This is a genomic window from Brachybacterium atlanticum (genome assembly GCF_025669985.1).
GTDB lineage: Bacteria > Actinomycetota > Actinomycetes > Actinomycetales > Dermabacteraceae > Brachybacterium > Brachybacterium conglomeratum.
This window is the reverse complement of the sequence record NZ_JAKJJW010000014.1, coordinates 19,230-35,543: the sequence shown is the minus strand read 5'-3', so window position 1 is coordinate 35,543 and position 16,314 is coordinate 19,230. Positions and strand designations below refer to the sequence as shown.

The following is a 16,314-nucleotide window of genomic DNA, read 5'->3' as shown; positions in this document are numbered from 1 at the left end:
GGGGAGATCCGGCTCGGCGAGCGAGGACCGCTGCTCCTGCGCGGACGCTGTCCCTGGCCGCCGACCGAGCCCGACTCTAGGAACGGATTGTCGGATGCTCCAGTTCCCGGGACGATTCGTGAGGAACCAGTCAGGCATCTGCGCGGGATTGCCGGGATCGTCCCGGGATCGCCCTGACCTGCGCAGTGAGGCGGCAGCTGGACTCCCTCGTCCTGCGATGTCCGTGCGCTCCCCTGCCCGCGCGCGCCGTCGGGCCGGTGAGGACGGTGGCCGCGATCACGTCCGGGAGCGCAGCGACGCGAGCATCGCGGGCAGGATCGCGACCGCGGCGCCGGCCAGGCACAGCACGCCGCCGAGCGCGGCGAGCGGCGGCGGCACCTCGCCGAGGATCGTCCAGGCGAGCACCACCGTGATCGCGGGGACGATCAGGGAGGAGGAAGTGAGCACCCCGGCCGGCGTGTGGGTGAGGGCGTAGCCCCACAGCAGGAAGGCGGCCGCGGTGGGCAGCACGCCCATGTACACCACCGCCGCGATCGCCGAGGCCGGGGCACGGCTCAGCTCCGCGACGAGCTGCGGGGCGAAGGGCAGGCAGGCCAGCATCCCCGCCGTCATCCCGACGACGGTCATCGAGGTCGAGTCGATGTGGGCCAGCAGCGGCTTCTGCCCCAGCACGCTGCCGGCGTAGAGCACGGCCGCGAGCAGCCCGAGCACGAGCCCCGGTCCCTCCACGTGCCCGGTCGAGGTGGCCAGAGTGATCAGCCCGATCCCGCACAGCGCGATCACGACGCCGACGAGCAGCCGCAGGGACAGTCCCTCGCCGAGCAGCACGCCGGAGGCGACGGCCACGATCAGCGGCGCGAGATTCACGAGCATCGCGGCGGTCGCGGGATCCAGGAACAGCTCCGAGGCGTTGAGCACCACCGAGTACACGCAGAACCAGGCCACGCCCCAGGCGAGCACCCCGGCCCACATCCGGCCGTTCCGCGGCGTCCGCACCCGCCCGGTCAGCAGAAGCGGGAGCATCACCAGCACCGCGGTCACCATCCGCAGCAGCGTCATCGCGCCGGGGGAGAGGTGCGCACCGGAGAAGCGGATGACGATGAAGGAGGACGCCCACAGCAGCATCACCGCGGCGGCGGCGAGCCAGGGCAGCGCCGGGCGGGACGGTGCGGCGGGGGCGACGGGGGACGGCATGCCTCCATCGTGCTCCTCGGTCGGACGCGAGGGCGAAACGCCGGCGCGGGTCTCACGGCTCGGTCGGCCCGCCCGCAGGTCGGAAGGCCCTGTCGCCGGGCGGCGCGGGCGTCCCGCCTGCTGTCGGGCGGTGCGGTCCGCTCAGCCGGCGGCGGCCTCGAGCCGGGCGACGTCGAGCTTCGTCTGCGTCATCATCTCGCGCGTCACCGCCTCGGCGTGCGGGCCCTGCAGCAGCTCGTTCAGCCGCTGCGGGATCACCTGCCAGGACAGGCCGAACCGGTCACGGTACCAGCCGCACTGCGACTCCGCGCCGCCGTCGGCGATCAGCGCCTCCCACAGCCGGTCGACCTCCTCCTGCGACTCGACGGTGAGCATGATCGAGACCGCCTCCGACAGCGGGAAGGCGGGCCCGCCGTTCAGCAGCGTGTACGGCACCCCGCCGAGCACCAGGTCGACGGTGAGCGCCTGACCGGTCATATCGGGACCGTCCGGCGGGCCGCCGCCGGCCTCGTAGACGGTGCGCTGGAGGATCCGGGAGTCCTCGACGAGGGAGACGTAGAACTCGGCGGCCTCGTCGATGCGGCCGTCGAACCAGAGACAGGTGCCGATGGTGGTCATGGGGCTGTCCTCCTGCAGTGTCGGTGCTGCGGGTCGGTGCGGGCCGGCGGCACGTCGTGCGCTCACAGTAGAGCCGTGGCGCCGCCGCAGGTAGGTCCGATCCTGCGCACTGCGGGCCCTGCCCGCCGCGGAGGGGCGGGTCTATCGTGCGCGGCATGAGCATCCACATGGATAACGTCGGGATCGCGGTGCGTGATCTCGAGGAGGCGATCGCCTTCTTCACCGACCTGGGCCTGACCGTGCTCGGGACCGACACCGTGCAGGGCGAATGGGCCTCGACCGCCGTGGGGCTGGACGACAACCACGCGCGGATCGCGCTGCTCGGACTGCCCGACGGGAGCGGGCAGCTGGAGCTGTTCGAGTACCTCCACCCCGAGGCGATCGAGACCGCCCCGACGCAGCCGCACGAGATCGGAATGCACCGCGTCGCCTTCCGGGTCGAGGACCTCGACGCGGCGCTCGAGATCGCGGCGCGTCACGGCTGCCGTCCCGTGCGGGGCGTGGCGACCTACGAGGACGTCTACCGCCTGACCTACCTGCGCGGCCCGAGCGGGATCCTGGTCATGCTCGCCGAGCAGCTCGGCGGGACCGGGGACTGAGCCGGAGGGCCGGCGGCGGGCCGAGGCGACCGGAGGAGCGGCCGACGGGACGCGGCACGGCGTGCCATCGGGCTCGTCGGCCCTCAGGCGCTCTCCGGGGACCAGCCGAGCGCCGGTCCGAGCCGGGTGGCGATGTCGGTGAGGATCTGCACGTAGTCCTCGTGGGAGAAGCTGAAGGGGAGCGCGAAGGCGACCTCGTCGACCTCGCGGAAGCCCTCGTGCGCCCACAGCTGCTCGGCGATCTCCTCGCTCGTGCCCACCAGGTCCGGGGCGAACATCATCCGGCGCGGACCCTGCGGGGTGCGGGTGCGCGGGAGGCGCTCGGCGGCATAGGCGCGGTAGCGCTCCGCCTGCTCGGCCGACGCCGAGTCGGTGGGGATCACGACCAGGCCCTGCGAGGCGCGGGTGCCGCCCGCGGCACGGAAGGCGCGGATCTGTGCGGCCTGGACCGCGGCGAAGTCCGGCTCCTCGTCGGGACCGGGGAAGAGGACGCTGGAGGAGAGCAGGTGCAGGCCGTGCTCCCCGGCCCAGACAGCGGAGTCGAGGGACCCGGCGCCGTACCAGAGCCGCTCGCGCAGACCGGGGGAGTGGGGCTCGACGCGGGAGGAGTACTCCTCGACCACGCCCTGCTTCCCCTCCAGCTCCCGCACCCGCTCGCCGGCGAGCAGGCCCGCGAGACGCTCCACCCTGGTCTTGGAGAAGTCCTCGACCTCGGCGGTGTCCGGGTAGAGGGCGTCCTTGACGGTGTCGTACTGCATCGGGGTGCCGACGCTGACGCCGGGATTGATCCGGCCGCCGGAGAGCACGTCGACGGTCGCGAGGTCCTCCGCGAGGCGCAGCGGGTTCTCCCAGCCCAGCGGCGTCACCGCGGTGCCCAGCTCGATCCGGGAGGTGCGCTGGCTCGCCGCGGCCATCACCGCGATCGGGGAGGAGATCCCGAACTGCAGGTGTCGGTGGCGCAGCCAGGCACTGTCGAGGCCGAGCTCCTCGCCGAGCTCGATGAGCGACAGGGTCGACTCGTGCCCGAGCGCGGGATCGGCCGGGTCGAACAGGCCGATGGTGAGGAAGCCGAGGCGGCGCAGGGGACGGGAGCGATCGGGCATCGAGGACCTTCCGGAGCAGGGCGCCCTGGGGCGCGGTGCGCTCATCGTAGCCAGCGACGCTCCCCGGTGATCAGCCGCGGTCGAGCAGACGCTCGAGCGGGATCGTGCCGTCCTGCCAGGGGGTCAGCAGCCACACCGCGAGATACGCGCCGACGCCGAGCACGGGCAGCAGGAACGAGGCGAGCACGAGCAGACGCATGAGCCACACGTTCAGTCCGGTGAGCTCGGCGAGACCACCGGCGATGCCGCCGAGGATGCGCTGGGGGCCGCGGCGGAAGCGGAAGCCGCGGAGGGTGGCGAAGAAGGAGTTCATGCCCATGAGGCTAGGCCCGGCGGCGGCCCCTCGGCACTGGGGCTGGCCCCCGTCCTCGGCGCGGGATTCCCGCTCGTGCGCCGGGCGGCGAGGACGGGTCCGCAGCTCCCGGGTCCGGCGGCTGTGGCCCGGTCCTGTCAGCCCTCCTCGCCGGCGGGCCAGGCGTTCGGCGTGCATCCCTGCAGGTCGATGGACTGCTGGAGCATGACCGGGGCGGGTGAGCCGTCGGCCGGGCAGCTCGAGTGGCCGTGGCCGAGGAAGTGACCCACCTCGTGGTTGATCATGTACGCGCGGTACTCGACGAGGTCGTCGTAGGTGGGGGTCGCATGCAGCCAGCGGTCGGAGTTCAGCGCCACCTCGGGGCCGATCCGGCAGCTCCACAGCCCGCCTGTCCTCGCCGGCAGGCACAGCTCGTCGACCGTGGGCGGGGAGCCGATCGAGATCGTGAACTCCGCCTCCGCCGGGTCCGCGACCCGGTGGAAGACGACGTCGGCAGGGCCCTGCCAGCCGCGCTCGTCGGCGAGCACGGCGGCGATCTCCTCCGCGGCCTCCTCGGCATCGACGCCGATCCCGTCTTCGACCCGCACCGCGTAGGTGCGCAGCACGCCCTCGGTCGGCGCGTCCCCCGCCGCGGCGGCGACCGTCCAGGTCCCGGCGCCGACGGTCCCGCTGCGCACCATCTCCTCGTCACCGCCCGCCTCCGGGGACTCCGCCTCGGGGGTCCCCTCCGCCGCGTCGTCGGTCGGCGTCGCCTCCTCGCCAGAGGCCTCTTCGCCGGTCGGCTCCGCCGCTGGGGCGCCGTCCTCCGCCGCGCTCCCGCCGCCCTCGTCGGAGGCGGCGGGCGTCTCCTCGTGCTCCGGGGCCGCGGACTCCGCGGCGGTGCTGCGCTCCTGCTGCTCCGACGGCGTGCCCGCCCCGCGCACGAGCGAGACGAGCAGCAGCACCAGCGCGATCACGACCAGCAGCACGAGCGCCGTGCGCACGAGGCGACCCCGCCTCGTCAGGCGGAGGACGGGGCGGTGCGGTGTGGGCTCGGTCACCCCTCGAGGGTACGGGCGAGGTCCCTATCCTGGGCGGATGCCCACGCGCTATGTCGGCCTCGATCTGGCCGCCCAGGACCGTCGCACCGGACTCGCGGTGCTACGCGAGGAGGATCCCGCCTCCGGCGCGCTCGTGCTCGCGGAGGCGGCCACCGGAGCGGACGATGCCCTGATCGCGCAGAGGGTGCGCGGCGCGGGGAAGGTTGGGGTCGATGTGCCGGTCGGCTGGCCGCGCCGCTTCGTCGAGCTGCTCGCCGCCCAGGCGACCGGGACCCTCTCGCCGCCCGGGTCGACCGGGGACGAGTGGCGTCGAGGACTGGCGATGCGGGAGACCGACCGTGCCGTCCACGCCCGCACGGGCCTGACCCCGCTGAGCGTCTCCACGGACCGCATCGCCCATCCCGCGCTGCGCTGGGCCGGGATCGAGGCGCGACTGCGGGAGGAGGGGATCGACGTCGCCCGCGACGGGAACGGGCGGATCTGCGAGGTCTACCCCGCGGCGGCGCTGCGGCGGTGGGGTCTGCCGCACCGCGGCTACAAGGGCACAGGCGGGCGCGCGGCGCGTCGCGGACTGGTCGAGGCGCTCGGCGGGCGGTTCCCCGGCCTGGACTGGGCCGGCCACGACGCCGCCTGCGTGGAGGAGGACGACGTCCTGGACGCGGTGATCGCCGCGCTCATGGCCCGGGAGGTCGCCCGCGGCCGTGCCGTCCCGCCGCCGGACCCGCTGCGGGAGATCGCCCTGGTCGAGGGGTGGACCTGGCTGCCCCGGTAGCCCGCAGCGTCCGGTCGGTCCCCAGCGCACCGCGTCCAGGTGCGGTCCTGTCGGCCGGCCCCGCCGCGACGGCTCAGTCCGTCTCGGGCAGGTCCTCCTCGCGCAGCCTCGGCTCGACCCGCCGCTCGGGGGCGAAGCCGGCCTTGTCGGCGAAGAAGGCGCGGATGCGGTCCATGTCGGCTCGCACGTCCCCGGTCACCTCCATGATCGGGCCGAGCCCGCTGGTCATGGTGGTGCGGTCCACGTAGCCGAGGGTGAGCGGGAGCCCCGTCGCGCGCGCGATCCGGTAGAAGCCGGACTTCCAGTGCGTGTGCTCCCCGCGCGTGCCGTCCGGGGTGATGACCAGCCCGAACACCGTGCCGGTGCGGACCAGGGCGATGACCTCGTCGACCACCTTGGCGGGGTCGCGGCGGTCCACCGGGATGCCGCCGAGCGTTCGCATCACCGGTCCCTTCCAGCCGGTGAACAGGTCGTGCTTGCCCAGCCAGCGCAGTTTGATCCGCAGCCGCCAGGCGATCCCCAGCATGAGCACGAAGTCCCAGTTGGAGGTGTGCGGTGCCCCGATCAAGAGCGTGGGCCGGTCCGGGACGCGCTCGACGACGAGCCTCCAGGGCGACACCGCCCAGAACAGGCGTGCGATGAGCTGACGGATCATGGTGCGAGGGTATGCGCTGACCGGGGCGCGGACGGGCGAATGCCCATGTCTGGGCTGATCGGTCTGCGAGCGTAGGTCCCGCCGGGCGGTCGGGGCCCGGCCCCCAGGGCCCGCCTGCCGCTCATTCGTCCCGCGGCGGCCTGCGGGTCTGCTTGAGGTCGGCGCGGCGACGCTTGGCGGCGAGGCGTCGGCGGCGGGAGCCGGACGTCGGCCGGGTCGCCCGACGCGGCACCTCCGGGGCGACAGCCTCGCGCAGCAGCGCGGCGAGCCGCTCGCGCGCCGCCCGACGGTTCCGGTGCTGGGAGCGCTGCTCGGAGGCGGTGACGGTGAGGACCCTGCCGGCGGTGCGGGTCGCGAGACGTTCGAGCACGCGGGCACGCTGGACCTCGTCCAGGGCCGAGGTGGCGGCGAGGTCCAGGCTCAGCTGCACCCGCGAGTCGGCGGTGTTCACCCCCTGGCCTCCTGGTCCGGAGGCATGGGAGAACTGCTCGACCAGCTCCGCGGCGGGGATGCGCAGGCCGCGGGGCGCCCCCGGGCCGGGATCCACTCGCAGGTCTTCCATGTCCCCAGTGTGCCGCGCCGAGGGTCTGGCCGTCGGGCCGCGGACGGGGCACGATGGGGCCATGGCTGATCCGAAGCAGACCCTGACCCCCGAGCAGATCGCCGACGCCGAGCTCACCGGCTGGCACCAGGAGGGCGATACCCTCACCGCACGCTTCGACACCGGCGACTTCGCGACCGGGCTCGCGTTCGTGAACCGTGTCGGCGTCTCCGCCGAGGCGGCGAATCACCATCCCGACATCCTCCTGACCTATCCCGAGGTCACCGTGACCCTCTCGAGCCACGACGTGGGCGGGGTGACCTCCCGCGACCTCGCACTCGCCGGGACCATCAGCACCCATGCCGAGGAGCTCGGGATCCGCCCTGCGGAGGGCTGAGATCCGTACGCGCGCGCAGGAGGGCCATCGGGGCGCGCCCGAACTCCCGGCCGCCGCGTCAGGGCGTCCATGAGATCCCGCGAGACAGGACTTCGGGCCCTGGACCGCTCGGGGCGCCGGAACTAAGGTCGACGCATGATCGAGAATTCGAAGCTCACCGTCATCGGGGCCGGCGCCGTCGGCTCCAGCGTCGCCTACGCCTCGCTCATCCGCGGCTCCGCCCGCCACGTCGCCCTGTACGACATCGACGCCGCGAAGACCGAGGCCGAGGTGCTCGACCTCGCCCACGGCACCCTGTTCACCCGTGCCAGCGACATCATCGGCGGCTCCGACATCGGCGTGGTCGAGGGCTCCCATGTCGTGGTGATCACCGCCGGCGCCAAGCAGAAGCCCGGACAGACCCGCATCGAGCTCGCCGCGACCAACGCGAAGATCGTCGGGGACATCATGCGCCGCACCCTCGAGGTCGCACCGAACGCGGTCTTCGTGATCGTCACGAACCCCTGCGACGTCCTCACCATGCTCGCCCACGAAGCCTCCGGACTGCCGGCCGAAAGGGTGTTCGCCTCCGGCACCGTGCTGGACACCTCGCGCCTGCGCTGGGAGATCGCGCGACGCACCGGGGTGGCGCCCACCTCCGTCCACGCCCAGATCGTCGGCGAGCACGGCGACACCGAGTTCCCGTTGTGGTCCGCCGCCCGCATCCACTCCGTGCCGATCCTCGAGTGGCGGGCGGAGGACGGCGCACAGCGGTTTACGCTCGAGGAGCTCGACCGGATCGCCGTGGACGTGCGGGACGCCGCCTACAAGGTGATCCAGGGCAAGGGGGCGACGAACTACGCGATCGGCCTGTCCAGCGCGCGCATCGTCGAGGCGATCCTCAAGGACGAAAACGCGGTGCTGAACGTCTCCACCGTGCTCGAAGACTTCCACGGCATCGATGGGGTGGCCCTGTCCGTGCCGAGCATCGTCGGCTCGTTCGGCGCCCGACCGGTCCGCGAGACGCCGTTCGACGCGCCGGAGCTCGAGAAGCTGCGCTCCAGCGCCGATGCGCTCGAAGCCGTCGCCGCCAGCCTGCGCGGCTGACGCACCAGGCTCGGGAGGTCGCGCGGGCCTCCCCGGGAGCCTCAGAGTCGAGGCCCCCGACATCCCCGGGATGTCGGGGCCTCGTCCCTGACCGCGTCACCGCCGGAGCGCCCGCTCCGGCACGACCTCGGAGACCTCTCATGTGGACCCAGACCCTCGACCCGCTCGACAACCTCCTCCTCTCGGCCCTCGCGGCCGCCCTCCCCATCTTCGTCTTCCTGCTGCTGATGGTGGTGCTGAAGCTCTCCGGGGTGCTCTCGGGTCTGATCGCCCTGGCCGTCGAGGTGCTCGTCGCCCTGATCGCCTACGGCATGCCCGCCACCGCAGTCGCCGGCGCCGGGCTCTCGGGGCTGCTCACGGCACTCTGGCCGATCGCGTACATCATCGTGATGGCGGTGTGGCTGTACCGTCTGGCGGTGCTCTCGGGCCGTTTCGACATCATCCGCGACTCGATCAGCGCGGTCTCCGCCGACCAGCGCATCCAGGTGCTGCTGATCAGCTTCGCCTTCGGGGCCTTCCTCGAGGGCGTCGCAGGGTTCGGGGTGCCGATCGCGATCTGCGCGGCGCTGCTGGTGCAGCTCGGCTTCGCCCCGATGCGCGCGGCGGTGCTCTCCCTGATCGCGAACGTCGGAGCGGGCGCCTACGGCGCGATCGGCATCCCGGTCCTCGTCGGAGCTCAGGTGACGGGGCTCGAGGTGATGGAGCTGTCCCGCGCGATGGTGCTCCTGCTCCAGCCGCTCACGGTGCTGGTCCCGTTCCTGCTGGTGATCCTCATGGACGGGCTGCGCGGCCTGCGGGAGACCTTCCCCGTCGTACTGGCCGTCTCCCTCGTCTTCAGCGCGGTGCAGGGCGGGGTGCTGTGGTTCCTCGGCCCCGAGCTCGCCGACATCGGTGCCGGCCTCGCGACGATGGTGGCCGTTTTCGCGGTGTGCCAGGTGTGGTCGCCGAGGCGCGTGCATCGCGAGCCCGGCGCCCCCGACCCGGTGCCCGGCACCCACAGCTTCAACAACGTGGTCGTCGCCTGGAGCCCTTTCTACATCCTCTCGGGACTCATCCTGCTGTGGTCCCTGCCGCCGGTGAAGGAGCTGTTCACCACGGGTGCCCTGGGATTCACCACGCTCGCGGTCCCGCTTCCCGGCCTGACCGGGCAGATCGCCGCCGCGGACGGCACCGTCGTCGAGGTCACCTGGAACCTCTCCCTCCTCGGCGCGACCGGCACCGCGATCCTCCTGGCGGTGATCGTCTCCTTCCTCACCACCCCACAGGTCACGGCGCGCCGGCTGCTCGGCGAGCTGGTCGCGACGGCGCGCAGCCTCGGCCCGGCGATCGCCCTGATCGCCGTGATCCTGATGCTCGCGAACATCGCCGGCCACTCAGGGGGCTCGGCCACGATGGGCACCGCCCTCGCGGCCGTGGGCCCGCTGTTCCCGCTGATCGCGCCGGTGATCGGCTGGATCGGCGTGTTCCTCACCGGATCGGTCGTCAACAACAACACCCTCTTCGCCCCGCTGCAGGAGACCACAGCTGCCGGCATCGGGGTGTCCTCGGCGCTGCTCGTCGGCGCGAACACCGCCGGCGGCACGACCGCCAAGGTCATCTCCCCGCAGTCGATCGCGATCGCGGCCGGCGCCGTCGGGCTCTCCGGCCGGGAGGGGGAGATCACCAGGAAGGCGCTCGGGCCCAGCCTGGGCATGCTGCTGGTGATCTGCGTGTGGAGCCTCGTGCTCGCGACTCTTCGCTGAGCGCGCGGTGGTGATCCTCGGCCACGGGAGCGCCGCCGTCCTGAAGGAGGTCGGTGCGGGCCTGCGTGGCGGAGGCGCCTCGCCGGTCAGCTGCGGTCCAGCAGGGTCAGCGCGAGAGCGGTCGCCGACTCGGCGGAGCTCGCGTCGTGGAGCACGGGGTCGGGAGAGGCGGCGACCCCCACGATCCAGGCGGCGGGTCCGTCGTCTCCTGCCCTCGCGACCACGACATCTCCGCCTGGGAGGTGGATGCGCAGCATCGGGCGCTGGGGATGGAGCGTCGTTCTGGAGGCGATGTCGGGGCGCTCCGCGATGAGCGCATGCCGGATGCGGTCGCATTCGAGCCAGTCGCCGAAAGCGGATGTCATGTCCTGGGTGAAGCGCATGGAAGGTCCTTCCGACGGGGCCCGAGATCGTGGGGCCGACGGCGAGTGAGCGGTGGAGGAGCGTGGGCGGCGGGGCCGCCTGGCGTCCGCTGTTCGGTCTCAGCTGGGGGAGATGGTCCAGGTGCCGTCGGCATCGATCTGGAGGACCAGGGTGCCGTCGGGCAGCAGCGTGGTGCCGTCGTAGGCTCCGATGTCGTTGACGATCAGGTCGGGGTAGCTCTCGCCCCAGGTCCAGATCGCGAAGTTGCTCTCCCCGTCATGGGTGAGGGTGACCGGGGTCAGGCCGTCGGCGACGCCGTCCACGATGAGCACGGAATCGCCCCTGTCCTCGTAGACGCCCTCGCCGTCCCAGCGCGGTGCCTCGGCCAGATGCACGAGGTCGATGGTCCAGGCGCCGTCGGCCTCGATGCGCAGCGCGGCGGGGTCCTCGCCGAAGTTCAGCGCGACCTCCCCCTCGTAGCCGCCGGTCTCGTTGACCAGCAGGTCGATGTCCTGTCCGTTCTCGTCCACGGACCACAGGGCGATGTTGCTGGAGCCGTCGTGCGTGACGGTTGCATAGAACACGTCCTCGCCGAGCGGATCGAGCATGACCACCTCGGGGCCGGTGCCGGAGAAGGACTGCGGCTCGGCGGGTTCCGGCTCCGGCGCGACCTCGGGCTCCTCCTCGGGGGAGGCCTTGGCGCTCTCGGTCGATGCCGCGGAGGAGTCTGCGCTCTCGGCCGGCGTCGTACCTGTTGTGGTGCCCGATTCGGTCCCGGCCTCGTCGTGCTCGGTGGCCTGGGCCTCGGCAGCGACGGCAGGGGTCGCCTCGTCGTCGCCGGCGGGCGGATCCGTCACGACGCCGCAGGCGCCGAGCAGCATCAGAGCGGCGACAGTGCCCGTGAGGCCGCCGGCGAGGCGTCCTGTGGAGCGCCGACGACGGGTCGCCGAGGACGGGGAGGTGGTGGTGCGCATGTCTGCTCCTTTGCTGGGTCGGATCGCGTCCGATCGTGAGAGCACTGCGAGATCCGCGGTGCATGGGTAGACCATGCGGAGTCGCGGCGACAATCGGAGCACAAGAATGAGATAAGGCCCCTTAGCAGGAAATCGGCAGATGCGATCTTGGTGCTCGGTTACGGTGAGGTCATCCCCCGAGGAGGTGAGCCGTGCCGACCGTGACCATGCAGTCCATCGCCGACCTCACCCGCGTGCAGCGGGGAGTGGTGAGCATGTGGCGCACCCGCTTCGCCGGCACGCCGCACCCGTTCCCGCCCTCGCTGTCGGAGGATGAGCTGCTCTTCGACGCACAGCAGGTGGCCGCCTGGCTGGAGGCGTCGGGGAAGGGGAACAATCCCGAGGCGCCGCTCGAGGTGCTCCTGCACTCCTCGCAGTTCGAGGAGCTGCGGGGCGACCCCGAGACCGCCTCGGTCCTGTTCCTCCTGCACGATCTGGTGGGCGGGCCGCTCACGGAGGTCCGGCCGGAGGACGTCCGTGAGGCCCTCGCGCACCGAACCTCCGAGCTGCTGATCCCCCAGCATCGACTCGAAGGCCTGTGGGCTCGGGCCGAGCTCCTGTCCGCCGTGGACGAGCTCGCCGAGGCGGCCTTCTCGGGGCGTGCCCTGCTAGACCGGCTGGCGGGGTCATTCAGCCGCCCCCGCGGGCCCTGGGCCCGGGAGGCGCTCACCGCGCCCGGAATCGCGCTGGTGGTCGAGATCCTGCGCGGACTGCTCGAGCTCGCGCCCCGGCGCCTCGACCCCCAGGATCCGGGGGCGCTGCTGCTCGCCACAGAGCTCGCACTCGCCCTCGAGGACGAGGACCAGCCGCGGTACGGGGTCGACCTCTCTGCCGACATGGCCGCGGAGTCCTGGGCGGCGCTCCGCATGCTCGCCGCGCATGCCGGGACCGACCACGTCGTCGATCGAGAGGCCGGAGCCGAGGAGCCGCACCTCGCGCTCCACCACGATCCGGCCGCCGAGGACCCGGACGAGCTGTACGACCGGATCGAGTCGATGCTGCTGGACCTCGGTCCGTCGGACCTCGCCATGGTGATCGGCCCGAGCGAGCTCCTGCTGGATCCGCTCCGGCAGGAAGCCCATCGCGCCGCACGCTCGCGCCTGCTGCTGCCCCGCCCCGAGAGCCCGGCCCCGCTGCGTTACGCGGCCCGGCTGCCGAAGGGCCTTTGCCGCTTCAGCGGCCGACGCCGGCTCGCGATGTGGGTGTTCGGCACCGCGACGCCACATGCCGGCACGGACTGGACCGTCTACGGAGAGCATGCGGACACTACCCTGGACGCTTCCTCCCGCACGGCGCTCGCCGCCGATGTCGCCGCGGCACTGGCCGGGGGCACCTCCCTGACCGCCCACGCCTTCCTCCGCAGCACGCGACTGGCGACCGGCGCGCTCCTGCAGCGACCGGATCTGCTGCTCTCCCCGCAGTCCGGACCGGCGCGCAGCGGCGGCGAGAGCCTGGCCCGGCTCTGGGAGCTCGACGACGGGTCGCTCTCGCAGACCCTCGCCCTTCGCGCCACCGAGGAGAACCGGACCGATCCCACGCTCTCCTGGGCGCAGGCCCTGAACGGCCTGGCCCGCGAGGTCCGCGGCACACGCCTGCCCTCCCAGGTGATCGGTGCCCCTGCGGCGGGCAGCGTCGCCGTGATCGGACCGGAGGAGGTGCGCGAGCCGAGCCGCCTCGGACAGCGGGCCGTGGACCGTCTCGTGCTGGAGCAGACCGTCCCGCGCAGCATCCTCACCCTCCCCGGCGACGTGGTGTTCACGGCCGAGGGCGGCGCCGCCGCTGTGGTCGATACGGCCGGTGGTCACGTGCTGCAGGCCCCGGCACGAGTGCTGCGCTGCCTGACCGGTCCACACGCGTCCCGGGTGCTGCACCCCCGCGTGGTGGCCGCCGACATCGCCGCCCAGGAGGGCCGCGACCGGCGCACCTGGCGCCTGCGCACGATCCCCGCCGAGGCGGTCACGGCGCTCGACGCTGTCGGACCCCTGCTGGAGGATCGCCGTGCCGAGCTCCGTCGGCGACTCGACTCCCTCGACCAGCTCGAGGACGAACTCATCCAGGCCGTGGCGGCCGGCACCCTCGCCGCCACGCTCACCACCCCCACAAAGGAGAACTGATGGCCACGAAACAGGCGACCTTGGCGCCCTCGACGCCCAAGGAGCTCAAGGACACCCTGTGGAAGGCGGCGGATAAGCTCCGCGGCTCCATGGACGCCAGCCAGTACAAGGACGTCGTGCTGGGACTCGTGTTCCTCAAGTACGTCTCCGACGCCTTCGAGGAACGGCGCGAGGCGATCCGCGCCGAGCTCGACGGCGAGGACGAGCAGTTCATCGCCGAGACCCTCGAGGAGGTCGACGAGTACACCGGCTCCGGCGTGTTCTGGGTGGATCCCGCCGCGCGCTGGGAGCACATCGCCGCGAACGCCAAGGGCACCCAGGCCGGGCCCGGCACCGACCGGCAGACGGTCGGCGACCTGATCGATGCCGCGATGGGGCATCTGGGCCGCGACAACACCTCCCTCGAGGGCACCCTGCCGCGGATCTACGGGCGCGACAACGTGGACCAGCGCCGCCTGGGCGAGCTGGTGGACCTGCTGAACTCTGCCCGCTTCACCGGGCAGGGCGCCTCGAAGGCGAGAGACCTGCTCGGGGAGGTCTACGAGTACTTCCTGGACAAGTTCGCCAAGGCCGAGGGCAAGCGCGGCGGCGAGTTCTACACCCCGCCGGTGCTGGTGCGCACGCTGGTAGAGATCCTCGAGCCGCACAGGGGCCGGGTCTATGACCCGTGCTGCGGCTCGGGCGGCATGTTCGTGCAGGCGGAGAAGTTCCTCGCCGCGCACGACGAGGACCCGACGAACATCGCCGTGTACGGCCAGGAGCTCAACGAGCGCACCTGGCGGATGGCGAAGATGAACCTCGCCATCCACGGCATGGACTCCCAGGGCCTCAGCGCCCGCTGGGGCGACACCTTCGCCCGCGACATCCACCCGAACTTGGTGGCGGACTATGTGCTGGCGAACCCGCCGTTCAACATCAAGGACTGGGCCCGCAGCGAGGACGATAAGCGCTGGACCTACGGCGTGCCCCCGGTGCGCAACGCCAACTACGCCTGGATGCAGCACATCCTCTCCAAGCTCTCCGCGCAGGGCGAGGCCGCGGTGGTGATGGCCAACGGCACCATGGCCTCGAACACCGGGGGAGAGGGCGAGATCCGCAAGAACATGCTGAAGGCCGGCGTGGTCTCCGCCGTGGTCGCGATGCCGCCGAACCTGTTCCGCTCGGTCGCGATCCCGGTGTGCGTGTGGTTCTTCGCGAACGACAAGACCGCAGGATCCAAGGGATCGATCGATCGCAGCCGCGAGGTGCTGTTCATCGACGCCCGCGAGATGGGGCACATGGTCGACCGCGTGGAGCGCACCTTCTCTGACGAGGACATCCACCGGATCGCTAACACCTTCCGGACCTGGCGCGGCCGCGCCTCCGCCGAGGGTGAGTACGAGGACGTACCCGGCTTCTGCAAGTCCGCGACGATCGACGAGATCGAGCAGGCAGGCTGGGCGGTCACGCCGGGCCGCTTCGTCGGCGCGCCTGAGGCCGAGGAGGACGACGAGCCGATCGACGAGAAGATCGACCGGCTGACGAAGGAGCTCACCGCAGCGCTGGACGAGTCCGCGCGGCTGGACGCGGTGGTGCGGGAGCAGCTGGGGAGGTTGGCATGACAGTACTCGGCACCTTGGTCGACCTCGTTGACTGCGAACATAAGACTGCGCCAGAGTCGCCTCACGGCGAGTTTTTTGCGGTCGGGACTCCGGCCATGCGCGGAAATGTCATCAACTACGCCGAGGCCCGACGTATCGATAGGGACACCTTCGAGCATTGGACGCGGCGGATGAAACCCCGAGCGGGAGACGTCTTGTTTGCGCGAGAGGCTCCGGTGGGCCCAGTCGTGCGGATTCCTGATGCGGAAAACATCGCGCCAGGTCAAAGAACCGTACTTATCCGAGCGATTCCTGGTCTTCTTGATGCCCGGTTCCTCTATTATCTTCTTCAATCTCCGAGTGTTCAGTCGGTGGTGCAGTCGCTCGCTGCCGGATCGACGGTACCGCACCTTAACGTTGCAGACGTGCGAACGTTGGATGCGGGGCAGTTGCCTCGCATGCCTGTCCAGCGCGCTATTGGCGAAATTCTCGGCGCTCTCGACGACAAGATTGCCGCGAATCGGTCAGTAGTTGCTGGCGGGCTCGAACTGCTCAATTTTAGGTTTGAAAGTGCCCGGAGAGGCGTTGGGAAGCTGATGCTTTCTGAGTTGGCGCAAGTTTTGCTTGGCGGAACCCCGAGTCGGAAGGTGGATGGCTATTGGGGCGGCGATGTTCCGTGGATTAATTCTGGCGCCTGCAATAGTCGAGTAATCTTCTCGGCTTCAGAGATGATTACTCGTGTTGGTCTCGAGAAGAGCGCTGCAAAGATCCTTCCGGCTGGCACCACTTGTGTGGCGATTACCGGTGCAACATTGGGGCAGATGGGATGGCTCGCCGCGCCCATGGCCGCGAATCAGTCTGTAGTTGGCGTTGTGGCTCCCCCCGAGGATCGGCTGTGGCTGCACCTAGCCGTCCGCGCCGAAAGAGAGCAACTAATGGGTTGGGCTACGGGAGGCGCCCAGCAGCATGTGAACAAGAACTCTGTAGGGTCACTTGCCGTATCGTACGACTCTGCTAGCGCGAAGAATTTCGGCAAGGTGAACCGGCCACTTATGGAGAGAGTCGTGCTCTCTGAAGGCGAGAACGAAGTTCTCAGCGCCACCCGCGGCGAGCTCCTCCCGCTGCTGATGTCCGGCAAGATCACCGTCAAGGATGCCGAGAAGACCGTCGAGGAGGTCGTCTGA

The 16,314-nt window shown here is 71.3% G+C and carries 17 protein-coding genes; 8 read left to right on the top strand and 9 right to left on the bottom strand.

Translation table 11 applies throughout. From position 1 onward, the window contains the following. Window positions 1–276: 276 nt before the first annotated feature. Both L3K22_RS08760 and L3K22_RS08755 read right to left on the bottom strand, forming a co-directional pair. Entirely contained in the window at window positions 277–1,194 is a 918-nt protein-coding gene (locus L3K22_RS08760) for a DMT family transporter (RefSeq protein WP_263311036.1), read from the bottom strand. 141 nt (window positions 1,195–1,335) lie between these two features. Then, window positions 1,336–1,812, bottom strand: a complete 477-nt coding sequence (locus L3K22_RS08755) for a VOC family protein (protein ID WP_263311035.1) — start codon at window positions 1,810–1,812, stop codon at window positions 1,336–1,338. A gap of 155 nt (window positions 1,813–1,967) precedes the next feature. On the opposite strand from L3K22_RS08755, the gene L3K22_RS08750 reads away from it, so the two are divergent. Then, window positions 1,968–2,411: a VOC family protein gene (locus L3K22_RS08750; RefSeq protein WP_263311034.1), complete on the top strand. Its 444-nt coding sequence runs from the start codon at window positions 1,968–1,970 to the stop codon at window positions 2,409–2,411. Window positions 2,412–2,494: 83 nt separating this feature from the next. Here L3K22_RS08750 and L3K22_RS08745 read toward each other — a convergent pair whose 3' ends face one another. From L3K22_RS08745 to L3K22_RS08735, 3 genes are all read right to left on the bottom strand, one after another. Beyond that, window positions 2,495–3,514 (bottom strand): LLM class flavin-dependent oxidoreductase, encoded by a 1,020-nt coding sequence (locus tag L3K22_RS08745; RefSeq protein ID WP_263311033.1) that lies wholly within the window; start codon window positions 3,512–3,514, stop codon window positions 2,495–2,497. 70 nt (window positions 3,515–3,584) lie between these two features. Then, window positions 3,585–3,827, bottom strand: a complete 243-nt coding sequence (locus tag L3K22_RS08740) for a PspC domain-containing protein (RefSeq protein WP_029360345.1) — start codon at window positions 3,825–3,827, stop codon at window positions 3,585–3,587. Window positions 3,828–3,964: 137 nt separating this feature from the next. Next, window positions 3,965–4,867 carry a DUF3152 domain-containing protein gene (locus tag L3K22_RS08735; protein WP_263311032.1) on the bottom strand — a complete coding sequence of 301 codons (903 nt, stop codon included), beginning with the start codon at window positions 4,865–4,867 and terminating at the stop codon, window positions 3,965–3,967. 37 nt (window positions 4,868–4,904) lie between these two features. Between L3K22_RS08735 and L3K22_RS08730 the strand changes: the two genes are divergently transcribed. Continuing rightward, window positions 4,905–5,639 carry a DUF429 domain-containing protein gene (locus L3K22_RS08730; protein WP_263311031.1) on the top strand — a complete coding sequence of 245 codons (735 nt, stop codon included), beginning with the start codon at window positions 4,905–4,907 and terminating at the stop codon, window positions 5,637–5,639. Between the two features lie 73 nt (window positions 5,640–5,712). Here L3K22_RS08730 and L3K22_RS08725 read toward each other — a convergent pair whose 3' ends face one another. Next, entirely contained in the window at window positions 5,713–6,294 is a 582-nt protein-coding gene (locus L3K22_RS08725) for a 1-acyl-sn-glycerol-3-phosphate acyltransferase (protein ID WP_263311030.1), read from the bottom strand. A gap of 121 nt (window positions 6,295–6,415) precedes the next feature. Further along, window positions 6,416–6,856, bottom strand: coding sequence for an alternative ribosome rescue aminoacyl-tRNA hydrolase ArfB (arfB, locus tag L3K22_RS08720; protein ID WP_263311029.1), 441 nt, complete (start codon window positions 6,854–6,856; stop codon window positions 6,416–6,418). 61 nt (window positions 6,857–6,917) lie between these two features. Here arfB and L3K22_RS08715 point away from each other — a divergent pair, with 61 nt between their 5' ends. From L3K22_RS08715 to L3K22_RS08705, 3 genes are all read left to right on the top strand, one after another. Continuing rightward, a complete protein-coding gene (locus L3K22_RS08715; RefSeq protein ID WP_263311028.1) occupies window positions 6,918–7,232 on the top strand; it encodes a 4a-hydroxytetrahydrobiopterin dehydratase in 315 nt (104 codons plus the stop codon). A gap of 135 nt (window positions 7,233–7,367) precedes the next feature. Then, window positions 7,368–8,318 (top strand): L-lactate dehydrogenase, encoded by a 951-nt coding sequence (locus L3K22_RS08710; protein WP_263311027.1) that lies wholly within the window; start codon window positions 7,368–7,370, stop codon window positions 8,316–8,318. A 140-nt stretch (window positions 8,319–8,458) separates the two neighbouring features. Next, entirely contained in the window at window positions 8,459–10,060 is a 1,602-nt protein-coding gene (locus L3K22_RS08705) for an L-lactate permease (protein WP_263311026.1), read from the top strand. Window positions 10,061–10,146: 86 nt separating this feature from the next. Here the strand turns inward: L3K22_RS08705 and L3K22_RS08700 are convergent, their stop codons facing one another. After that, window positions 10,147–10,443 carry a hypothetical protein gene (locus L3K22_RS08700; protein WP_263311025.1) on the bottom strand — a complete coding sequence of 99 codons (297 nt, stop codon included), beginning with the start codon at window positions 10,441–10,443 and terminating at the stop codon, window positions 10,147–10,149. Between the two features lie 99 nt (window positions 10,444–10,542). Then, window positions 10,543–11,397, bottom strand: coding sequence for a hypothetical protein (locus L3K22_RS08695; protein ID WP_263311024.1), 855 nt, complete (start codon window positions 11,395–11,397; stop codon window positions 10,543–10,545). 191 nt (window positions 11,398–11,588) lie between these two features. Between L3K22_RS08695 and L3K22_RS08690 the strand changes: the two genes are divergently transcribed. From L3K22_RS08690 to L3K22_RS08680, 3 genes are read left to right on the top strand one after another with little or no spacing between them, the layout of a single operon-like run. Further along, the gene (locus L3K22_RS08690) at window positions 11,589–13,550 is read left to right on the top strand and encodes a hypothetical protein (RefSeq protein ID WP_263311023.1); all 1,962 of its coding nucleotides are present in this window, start codon (window positions 11,589–11,591) and stop codon (window positions 13,548–13,550) included. After that, window positions 13,550–15,151, top strand: coding sequence for a type I restriction-modification system subunit M (locus L3K22_RS08685; protein ID WP_263311022.1), 1,602 nt, complete (start codon window positions 13,550–13,552; stop codon window positions 15,149–15,151). The genes L3K22_RS08690 and L3K22_RS08685 overlap by 1 nt, the downstream gene beginning before the upstream one ends. Next, window positions 15,148–16,314, top strand: coding sequence for a restriction endonuclease subunit S (locus L3K22_RS08680; protein WP_263311021.1), 1,167 nt, complete (start codon window positions 15,148–15,150; stop codon window positions 16,312–16,314). The genes L3K22_RS08685 and L3K22_RS08680 overlap by 4 nt, the downstream gene beginning before the upstream one ends.

Coding starts and splice junctions, on each gene's coding strand:
- L3K22_RS08685 (WP_263311022.1), top strand. CDS start 13,550: ATGGCCACGAAACAGGCGACCTTGGCGCCCTCGACGCCCAAGGAGCTC.
- L3K22_RS08740 (WP_029360345.1), bottom strand. CDS start 3,827: ATGAACTCCTTCTTCGCCACCCTCCGCGGCTTCCGCTTCCGCCGCGGC.
- L3K22_RS08725 (WP_263311030.1), bottom strand. CDS start 6,294: ATGATCCGTCAGCTCATCGCACGCCTGTTCTGGGCGGTGTCGCCCTGG.
- arfB (WP_263311029.1), bottom strand. CDS start 6,856: ATGGAAGACCTGCGAGTGGATCCCGGCCCGGGGGCGCCCCGCGGCCTG.
- L3K22_RS08700 (WP_263311025.1), bottom strand. CDS start 10,443: ATGCGCTTCACCCAGGACATGACATCCGCTTTCGGCGACTGGCTCGAA.
- L3K22_RS08680 (WP_263311021.1), top strand. CDS start 15,148: ATGACAGTACTCGGCACCTTGGTCGACCTCGTTGACTGCGAACATAAG.
- L3K22_RS08715 (WP_263311028.1), top strand. CDS start 6,918: ATGGCTGATCCGAAGCAGACCCTGACCCCCGAGCAGATCGCCGACGCC.
- L3K22_RS08745 (WP_263311033.1), bottom strand. CDS start 3,514: ATGCCCGATCGCTCCCGTCCCCTGCGCCGCCTCGGCTTCCTCACCATC.
- L3K22_RS08695 (WP_263311024.1), bottom strand. CDS start 11,397: ATGCGCACCACCACCTCCCCGTCCTCGGCGACCCGTCGTCGGCGCTCC.
- L3K22_RS08705 (WP_263311026.1), top strand. CDS start 8,459: ATGTGGACCCAGACCCTCGACCCGCTCGACAACCTCCTCCTCTCGGCC.
- L3K22_RS08760 (WP_263311036.1), bottom strand. CDS start 1,194: ATGCCGTCCCCCGTCGCCCCCGCCGCACCGTCCCGCCCGGCGCTGCCC.
- L3K22_RS08730 (WP_263311031.1), top strand. CDS start 4,905: ATGCCCACGCGCTATGTCGGCCTCGATCTGGCCGCCCAGGACCGTCGC.
- L3K22_RS08755 (WP_263311035.1), bottom strand. CDS start 1,812: ATGACCACCATCGGCACCTGTCTCTGGTTCGACGGCCGCATCGACGAG.
- L3K22_RS08750 (WP_263311034.1), top strand. CDS start 1,968: ATGAGCATCCACATGGATAACGTCGGGATCGCGGTGCGTGATCTCGAG.
- L3K22_RS08710 (WP_263311027.1), top strand. CDS start 7,368: ATGATCGAGAATTCGAAGCTCACCGTCATCGGGGCCGGCGCCGTCGGC.